General features: G+C 68.0%; 1 protein-coding gene. It reads right to left on the bottom strand.

What is annotated here, in order from left to right; genetic code table 11:
* The coding region (locus DN824_RS22425; protein ID WP_138410513.1) for a 5-dehydro-4-deoxyglucarate dehydratase at nt 1-681 on the bottom strand (681 nt) is incomplete at both ends.

Here is a 681-nt window from a genome sequence, read left to right as displayed (position 1 = left end):
CTGGCCCACCGTCTCGTGATCGTCGCGGGCGATGGCGTGGTAGAAGTCCATCGCCGTCTTCGGGATGAAGTTGAACACCGCCGAGGAGTACACCGGCACGCCCAGCGCCTTGTAGGCCGCGGCATAGACTTCCGCGGTCGGCAACCCGCCCAGGTAGCTCAGGCGATCGCCCAGGCGACGGCGGATCGAGACCATCAGTTCGATGTCCCCCAGCCCGTCCTTGTAGCCGATCAGGTTCGGGCAGCGCTCGGCCAGTCGTTCGAGCAGGTCCGGCGTCAGCCGGCAGACGTTGCGGTTGTACACCACCACGCCGATCTTCACCGACTTGCACACCTGTTCCACGTGGGCCGCCACCCCTTCCTGGCTCGCTTCGGTCAGGTAGTGCGGCAGCAGCAGCAGGCCCTTGGCGCCGAGGCGTTCGGCTTCCTGGGCGTATTCGATCGCCAGGCGGGTCGGGCCACCGACGCCGGCGAGGATCGGCACCTGCCCGGCGCAGGTGTCCACGGCGGTCTTGATGATGTCCGGGTACTCGCGCGGGGCCAGCGAGAAGAATTCGCCGGTGCCGCCGGCCGCGAACAGCGCCGTCGCGCCATAGGGCGCCAGCCACTCCAGACGTTTGGCGTAGCTGGCGCGGTCGAAGTCGCCCTGGGCATCGAAGTCGGTAAGCGGGAAGGACAGCAG

The sequence above is a fragment of the Stutzerimonas nosocomialis genome, from assembly GCF_005876855.1.
Lineage (GTDB): Bacteria > Pseudomonadota > Gammaproteobacteria > Pseudomonadales > Pseudomonadaceae > Stutzerimonas > Stutzerimonas nosocomialis.
Note: the sequence above shows the minus strand (reverse complement) of the source record. Positions and strands in the feature narration are given on the sequence as shown.